The organism is Accumulibacter sp. (assembly GCF_029255125.1).
In the GTDB taxonomy this organism is placed as follows: Bacteria; Pseudomonadota; Gammaproteobacteria; order Burkholderiales; family Rhodocyclaceae; genus Accumulibacter.
This window is the reverse complement of record NZ_JAPUVR010000003.1, coordinates 1-7633: the sequence shown is the minus strand read 5'-3', so window position 1 is coordinate 7633 and position 7633 is coordinate 1. Positions and strand designations below refer to the sequence as shown.

Genomic DNA, 7633 nt, shown 5'->3' with positions numbered 1-7633 from the left:
CGCCCAAAGGCGAAGCGTGGCCTCATCCAGCCTTCCACAGAGCGCTTGATACTTGGCTTCTATGGCTAACTCCTGCTCCATGCCGAAACCATAAGCCAATCATCACAAATGTTCAAGTTATTTTTGCTTAACGCCTTAGATTGCCCAGATTTGGCTACATAGTGGCTACACGAAAGCCAGAAAGCAAAAAGGCCGCCCTGCAGAGCGGCCTAGCTGATTGATTTATTTGGCTCCCCGACCTGGGCTCGAACCAGGGACCTACGGATTAACAGTCCGACGCTCTACCGACTGAGCTATCGAGGAACTCGACGTTGCATAGTCTAGTCGCTCGCCGCGGGTGCGTCAACGCTCGGCGCTTTTTCGGCGGGCGAAGAACGTGCACAACGGGCGAAGAACGTGCACAATTCGGGCTGTGTTGCAGTTGTGGAGAGTAGTTGGCTTTGGACGCGAGGCTAGATCGACCGATGGATCCTGACTTGATCGACCCCAATTTGGTGTTTGCGAAGACCGCTTCCGGCGAGGAGGCGGTTCTGCAGCGGACGCGCGTGGTTCAGCGCAACACTCGAATGGTGTTGATCCTGGTGGACGGCAACGCGACGGTCGCTGAATTGTGCGACAAGACGGGCAACCCGCAGATGACCCGCAGCGCCCTGCTCGAGCTCGAGCGCGATGGTCTGGTTGATCGCCGCGCCGCCTACGACTCGGTTTGGCAACGTGGCGAAAAGGCAAGGCAGCGCGCAGCGTCGGACGAGACGACGGCACCGGTTTCCGAGTTTTCCAGCTTCGGTACCAAGGAACAGACGGCCCCGCCTCCGTTACCGGCAAGCCAGGCCTCGGCTTCGTTCGACGTGCCGCCCGCGCGCGAGGCGCCGACGCCGGCGCGAGGACCGCGGCCGACCGTACACGATCCGGCGCCCTCGGAATCGGGAACGGTTTTCCTGTCGCGCGCGCAAGCCGCTGGCACGTCTTCGGCCGCGCCGGTCGAGGATGCGCTAGGCCCGCTGTCGGTGCCCGAGCGGTGGCGGCCACCCTGGTTCGGCGGCGAGCGCCAGCCGCGGCGTGTGCAAGTGAGCGCGCATCGGCCGCGTTTTATTCTCACTTGGCCGCTCGTCGTGATTCTGCTTCTGCTCGTGCCGGTCGTCCTCGCGCTCGTGCTGGTGCTGATCTTCCCGTACCTGAACTATCAGCCGGCGGTCGAGGCTGCTCTGACGCAGAGCACTGGCAGGCAGGCACGCGTCGATTCCTTGGGGATCGATCTGCTGCCGACTCCTGCTTTGCGGCTCGATGGCGTTCGCCTGGAGGGCGTTGGCGAAGGTGCACCGCTGGTCGTTGGCAAAGCTCGCCTGCAACCGGTCCTCAGCAAGCTGTTTGCGGAAAGGATGCTATTTGACGATGTGGAGTTGAGCGACCTGGTGCTGGCGCCGTCGACCTTTGGCGAGCTGGCGCAGGCGTTGCAGACGGCGGCCAGGCCGGGGGCGCGCGCCGGCGTACGGCATCTGTCGCTGAGCAATGTGGAACTCGCGCTGGCTGGACTGGTGATCGGCGATTTGCGTGGCGAGATCACCTTGTCCGGCGAGGGCTTGGCCGAGGTCATTGCCTTGCATTCGGCGAACCGCGAGTTGAGCTTTGAGGCGCGTCCTCAGGCTACGGCCTTTGCGATTCGCGCCGAGGGTCTGAAGTGGCGCCCGCGCGCGAATAGTTCGCAGGTGGTTGATTCGTTTGTTCTGCAGGGCGAGTTGCGGGCAATGACGGTGAACGTCGACCGGATGGAATTCCGGGTCTTCGATGGGCTGCTCAGCGGTAAGGCAACGCTGGGTGCGGGCAGTGAGCCGCTGCTTTCCGGCGAGATCGCCTTCGAGCGGGTCAACGCCAGGAAGCTCGCCGAAGCCCTGGGTTTGGAACAAGGTTTTCTCGGCGAGGGTACGGGCAGGCTGCGCTTTTCCGCCGCCGCCGACGCGTGGCCGTCGCTTCTTTCGACGCTGCAAGGCGACGGTACGCTCACCGTCAAGCGAGGCAGCCTGCCGGGTATCGATCTTCCGGAAGCGCTGCGGCGAGCGCCGAGCGTACCGCTTGCGCTTGGTGGGGCAACGCGTTTCGAGCAGCTTACCGGCGCCGTCAGGCTGACGCCAGGCTTCATCCACCTGTCGCGCCTCAGCCTGAGCGCTGGCGCCATGCAGGCTGCCGGGTATATCGACCTCGGGCGCGAGCTCGACTTGCGCGGCCGGATGGACGTGGAAATGCGCGGGCGCGGCGAGCACTCGGCGCTGCCGGTGGCGATCAGCGGTTCTTTGAACGCGCCGCTGTTGAAGGCCGGCGACCGCTGATTCGGCGGCGACCCGGCGCGCCTTGCGTGGCGAACGGCGCCGAATCGTGCGACGCTGGCTTGGTTGCAGCGACCGCTTGGGCTGCTGCCATCCGGTCGGCTCGCGTCGTCGTCGGCTGCTCGCGGCGAGCCTCGACGACGAGCAAGGCCACGGGCTAGAGGACGGCGGCCATCGCGTCGGCAACGTGTCCGATGTTGCGCGTGTTCAGCGCAGCGACGCAGATGCGGCCGCTACTCACGGCGTAGATGGCGAACTCCTCGCGCAGGCGGTCGACCTGGGCGGCGCTCAGCCCGGTATAGGAAAACATTCCGCGTTGGCGCGTGATGAACGACAGGTCGGTCTGCACGCCGCGCGCTCGCAGCTCATCCACCAGCGCACTGCGCATGGTCCGGATGCGCGCGCGCAAGCCGGCCAGTTCTTCCTCCCAGAGGCGCGCCAGCTCGCCGTCGGCGAGGATCGCGGCGACGATGGCGCCGCCGTGCGTCGGCGGGTTCGAGTAGTTGGTCCGTATGACGCGCTTGATCTGCGAGAGGACGCGCATCGTTTCGTCGCGGTTGGCCGTGACTACCGAAAGCGAACCGACGCGCTCGCCGTAGAGCGAGAATGACTTCGAGAACGATCCGGCAACCAGGAACTGCAGGCCGGATTCGGCAAACAGCCGGACGGGCAGGGCGTCTTCCTCGAGGCTGTCGGCGAAACCCTGATAGGCAAAGTCTACGAAGGCGAGCAGGCGGCGGGCGCCGACCAGTTCGATGATCTCGGCCCATTGTGACGGCTCGAGGTCGGCACCGGTCGGGTTGTGGCAGCAGGCGTGCAGGACGACGATCGACTCCGGCGGCAACTGCGCGAGGCTGGCTTTCATCGCGGCGAAGTCGACGCCGCGTGTGGTTGGATCGTAGTAGGCGTAGCTCGCGACGGGAAAGCCGGCGTACTCGAACAGCGCGCGATGGTTCTCCCAGCTCGGATCGCTGATGAACACCGTCGACTGCGGGAGCAAGCGTCGCAGGTAGTCGGCGCCCACTTTGAGCGCGCCGGTTCCGCCGAGCGCCTCGCAGGTCAGCACGCGACCGGCGGCGAGCAGCGGCGAGCCTTCGCCGAAAAGCAGGCGCTGAACCGTCTGGCTGAACGCGGCAGGACCATCGATCGGCTGATAGGAACGAGGCGGCAAGGACTCCAGGCGAGCCTTTTCGGCCCGCCGCACGGCCGAGAGCAGGGGAACCTTGCCGTTGTCGTCGAGATAGACGCCAACGCCGAGGTTCACCTTGTTCGGCCGGGTATCGGCATTGAAAGCCTCGGTCAGGCCGAGGATGGGGTCGCGTGGAGCCATCTCCACGGCGGCAAAGAACGAGGTAGTCATGGCTGTTTCCTTAACGGGGCAGGCGAATCGCAGTCGGTCGCCGGTCGCGCGCGTGACGGCGGGCAAGCCGCTGCACCTGCCTTGCGCCGGAAGCGGCCGGCAGCCGGGCCGGGCCCGGCTGCCCAGGGACCGCGCTGGCCGCGCAAGGCAGTTGGCGACGGCAGGCGAAAAAACGTAGAATTCTAGCATGCCAGATCGCCTACATGCCGCCGGGCAGCCCGGCTTCCTCAGCTTCGCGGACAGCCCCTTTCGCCTTTATCAACCGTTTCTGCCGGCCGGCGACCAGCCGGAGGCGATCGCCCAGCTCTGCGCCGGGCTGGCCGACGGGCTGGCCTACCAGACCTTGCTCGGCGTGACCGGTTCGGGCAAGACCTACACGATGGCCAACGTGATCGCCCGCAGCGGCCGGCCGGCGCTTGTCCTGGCGCCAAACAAGACGCTCGCCGCGCAGCTCTATGCCGAGTTTCGCGAGTTCTTTCCGGAGAACGCGGTCGAGTACTTCGTTTCGTATTACGACTATTACCAGCCGGAAGCCTATGTTCCGGCCCGCGACCTCTACATCGAGAAGGACTCATCGATCAACGAGCATATCGAGCAGATGCGGCTTTCGGCGACGAAAAGCCTGCTCGAACGGCGCGACTGCGTGATCGTCGCGACGGTCTCGTGCATCTACGGCATCGGCGATCGCGATGAATACCACAAGATGATCCTGACGATGCGCGTTGGCGACCGCGTTTCCCAGCGCGATCTGATCAAGCGTCTGGTCGAGATGCAGTACGAACGCAACGAGACGGACCTGCAGCGTGGCCGGTTTCGCGTGCGCGGCGATGTGATCGACGTCTTTCCGGCCGAGCACGCCGAGCAGGCGATCCGCATCACGCTCTTCGACGACGAGATCGAGGACCTGCAGTTCTTCGATCCGCTGACCGGGCATCTGCATCAGCGCCTTCTCCGCTTCACCGTCTTTCCCTCGTCGCACTACGTCACGCGGCGGCCCACTGTTCTGCGTGCAATCGAGGCGATAAAGCGCGAGCTTGGCGAGCGCGTCGCGCAGTTCCAGCAGGAAGGCAAGCTGGTCGAAGCACAGCGGCTCGAGCAGCGGACGCGTTTCGACCTCGAAATGCTCGACCAGCTCGGATTCTGCAAAGGGATCGAGAACTACTCGCGGCATCTTTCCGGGCGCCAGCCGGGCGAACCGCCGCCGACGCTGATCGACTACCTGCCGGCCGATGCGCTGATGTTCATCGACGAATCGCATGTTTCGGTTCCGCAGCTTGGCGGCATGTACAAGGGGGATCGCTCGCGCAAGGAGAATCTGGTCAATTATGGTTTTCGCTTGCCCTCGGCGCTCGATAATCGACCGTTGCGCTTCGCCGAGTTCGAAGCGCTGATGCGGCAGACGATCTTCGTTTCGGCGACGCCGGCCGACTACGAAACCGAGCACCAGGGACAGGTCGTCGAGCAGGTCGTGCGGCCAACCGGACTGATCGACCCGGTGCTGATCGTTCGCCCCGCGTCGACGCAGGTCGACGATCTGTTCTCCGAGATCAGGCTGCGCATTGCGCGCGGCGAACGCGTTCTGGTGACGACATTGACCAAGCGGATGGCCGAGGAGCTGGCCGAGTATCTTGGCGAGAACGAGGTGCGCGTACGCTACCTGCACTCCGACATCGATACCGTCGAGCGCGTCGAGATCATTCGCGACTTGCGCCTCGGCAAGTTCGACGTGCTGGTCGGGATCAACCTGCTGCGTGAAGGACTCGATATTCCCGAGGTTTCACTGGTGGCCATTCTCGATGCCGACAAGGAAGGCTTCCTGCGCTCCGAGCGCTCGTTGATTCAGACGATAGGCCGCGCCGCGCGCCATCTGAACGGCACGGCGATTCTCTATGCCGATCGTCTGACCGGTTCCCTGCGTCGAGCGATCGACGAGACCGAGCGGCGGCGCGCGAAGCAGATGGCTTTCAACGAAACGCACGCGATCGTTCCGACCGGCGTCAACAAGCGGATCATCGACATCATCGACGGCTACTACGAAAGCCCACGCGCACCGGGCGTCGTCCAGCTCGCACAGAAGCCGGCCAACTACGCCGCGATGAACGAGAAGCAGCTTGCGCGCGAACTGAAACGCCTGGAAAAGGAAATGCGCGAATTCGCCAAGAACCTGGAGTTCGAGAAAGCTGCCCGGGCGCGCGACGAACTATTCCGTCTGCGCCAGGAGGTATTCGGCATCAGCGGCAGCGAAGCGGCGGCCGGGTAGGGTAGATCTGGAGATCTGAGCTGAAGGCAACCCGGCCGGCGAGTTCGATCTAGCGGCGGCCCGAATAACCGGGTAGTCCAGCCGCTTCGTCCGAACGCGCCAAGCTGATCGCTTCCTCGATCAGTTCCTGGCGTTCCTCGGCCTTCATGCGCGACAGCAGGATGTCGACGTCCTCGATCTGGTTGCTGAGCAGGCGGTTGTCGAGAATCATTCGCGTGCGGAAGAACTGCGCCCACTGAAACTCGGCAAAATCGGCAGGCATCTTGGCGTAGCCGAAATGCGAGCGCACGTACCAGGCGAGGCCGCGGTAGGGATCGTTGCGCAAGTCCTTGACGTGCTTCGGCAGAGCGGCCGGTTGCAGAGGGCCGCCGCCCATCGCGTCAAAGAGATAGACCCAGCGATTGTCGTGCATCGCCTTCCAGAACTGGGCATCCTTGAGCACGCTCCAGTTGTTGATCACCTCGACGACGACGCGCGCGTTGCTCTCGTCGAGGCCGGCTTCATTCCTGTTCTGGGCCACTTCCCAAACGGCGCGCGCCAGATGATGATGGTCGGTCAGGTACGGGCGGCCGCCGTTGCCGATCACCACTGGAACCGGTCGAATGAGCAGGAAGGCGCTCAGGTCGTCCTTGTTCTTGCGGCTCATCGCTTCGGCTTTGGCATAGACTTCGTCCAGTCCGACACCACTTTGCGTTGGTCGCAGTTCGCTCACGCGCGCCTGAAACAACAGTCCACGCGGCGACTTCTGCGAGCATTCTTCGAGATTGAAGTCCATGCCTTGCTCCTCCGAAAAGGCCCGGCGTGCCGGGCGATTGTCCTACGCCGACTTTTCGTTTGCCAGCGCGCGGGCGGTGATCTCTTCGTAGAGGCCGACCACGTTGACCGCAAGCTGGTGATACTCCGGGTTGCGCGCGACGAGCTGCTTGACGTCTTCCATGTCGGCAAAAACGCGCTCGAGAAAAGCGATGTCCATGTCGTCCAGAAGTCCACCCGCCTCGACCTTCTCCTTCAGGTCGAGGGCGCGCGGTATGCGCTCCAGCTCCAGACGCTGGATCAGGGCGGCGGCGACGCCTTTGTCCTCTTCGCTTGTTTCGTTACTCATTCTCGTCTCCTTTCTTGTGGTCCTGTCAAAGTCGTTTCAGATTCACCGCTTCACTTTCCCGCGGCGTTGGTGGGCGAGCTCAGCGCTTCGGCTTCGACGCCCTGACTGCCCACCTCGACCGCATCGACGCGGCCGTCTTCGAGCAGTAACGATTCCTCGGTTCGCTTGTTCAGGACGACGATGCTGATTCGCCGGTTGACCGAACTGAGCGGATCGTTCTTGTCGAGCAGCACCGTCGAGGCCAGGCCGACGACGCGCAGTACTTTGTGTTCGTCCATTCCACCGGCGATCAACTCGCGCCGCGAGGCGTTCGCGCGATTAGCCGACAGCTCCCAGTTCGAAAAACCTTTTTCGCCGCCACCAAACTGCGCCGCGTCGGTGTGTCCGGCCAGGCTGATCCGGCTGGGCACGGCGTTGAGCACCTTGCCGATCTCGCGCAGAATCACTTTGGTATAGGGCTTGACCTCGGCGCTGCTGGTGTCGAACATCGGTCGATTCTGCTCATCGACGATCTGGATACGCAGTCCCTCGCTGGTGATGTCGAGCAGCAACTGGCTCTTGAACTGCTTGAGTGCCGGATTGCTTTCGAT

At 63.7% G+C, this 7633-nt stretch carries 6 protein-coding genes and 1 tRNA gene; 2 read left to right on the top strand and 5 right to left on the bottom strand.

All coding sequences use genetic code 11. From position 1 onward, the window contains the following. Positions 1 to 227: 227 nt before the first annotated feature. Positions 228 to 303, bottom strand: a tRNA-Asn gene (locus tag Q1L59_RS00265). 161 nt (positions 304 to 464) lie between these two features. On the opposite strand from Q1L59_RS00265, the gene Q1L59_RS00260 reads away from it, so the two are divergent. Continuing rightward, entirely contained in the window at positions 465 to 2324 is a 1860-nt protein-coding gene (locus Q1L59_RS00260; protein WP_300327297.1) for an AsmA-like C-terminal region-containing protein, read from the top strand. 154 nt (positions 2325 to 2478) lie between these two features. On the opposite strand, the gene Q1L59_RS00255 is transcribed toward Q1L59_RS00260, so the two are convergent. Further along, a complete protein-coding gene (locus tag Q1L59_RS00255) occupies positions 2479 to 3681 on the bottom strand; it encodes an amino acid aminotransferase (RefSeq protein ID WP_300327296.1) in 1203 nt (400 codons plus the stop codon). 187 nt (positions 3682 to 3868) lie between these two features. Between Q1L59_RS00255 and uvrB the strand changes: the two genes are divergently transcribed. Then, entirely contained in the window at positions 3869 to 5941 is a 2073-nt protein-coding gene (gene uvrB / locus Q1L59_RS00250) for an excinuclease ABC subunit UvrB (protein WP_300327295.1), read from the top strand. 49 nt (positions 5942 to 5990) lie between these two features. Here the strand turns inward: uvrB and Q1L59_RS00245 are convergent, their stop codons facing one another. From Q1L59_RS00245 to Q1L59_RS00235, 3 genes are all read right to left on the bottom strand, one after another. Next, the gene (locus Q1L59_RS00245; protein ID WP_300327294.1) at positions 5991 to 6716 is read right to left on the bottom strand and encodes a ParB/Srx family N-terminal domain-containing protein; all 726 of its coding nucleotides are present in this window, start codon (positions 6714 to 6716) and stop codon (positions 5991 to 5993) included. Positions 6717 to 6758: 42 nt separating this feature from the next. Next, complete coding sequence (locus Q1L59_RS00240) at positions 6759 to 7043, bottom strand: hypothetical protein (protein WP_300327293.1); 285 nt, start codon at positions 7041 to 7043, stop codon at positions 6759 to 6761. Between the two features lie 50 nt (positions 7044 to 7093). Beyond that, a partial coding sequence (locus Q1L59_RS00235) for an OmpA family protein (protein WP_300327292.1) occupies positions 7094 to 7633 on the bottom strand: 540 nt, incomplete at its 5' end.

Excerpts from the sequence above, each read along its gene's own strand:
- Q1L59_RS00260 (WP_300327297.1), top strand. The coding sequence starts at position 465 with ATGGATCCTGACTTGATCGACCCCAATTTGGTGTTTGCGAAGACCGCT.
- Q1L59_RS00255 (WP_300327296.1), bottom strand. The coding sequence starts at position 3,681 with ATGACTACCTCGTTCTTTGCCGCCGTGGAGATGGCTCCACGCGACCCC.
- uvrB (WP_300327295.1), top strand. The coding sequence starts at position 3,869 with ATGCCAGATCGCCTACATGCCGCCGGGCAGCCCGGCTTCCTCAGCTTC.
- Q1L59_RS00245 (WP_300327294.1), bottom strand. The coding sequence starts at position 6,716 with ATGGACTTCAATCTCGAAGAATGCTCGCAGAAGTCGCCGCGTGGACTG.
- Q1L59_RS00240 (WP_300327293.1), bottom strand. The coding sequence starts at position 7,043 with ATGAGTAACGAAACAAGCGAAGAGGACAAAGGCGTCGCCGCCGCCCTG.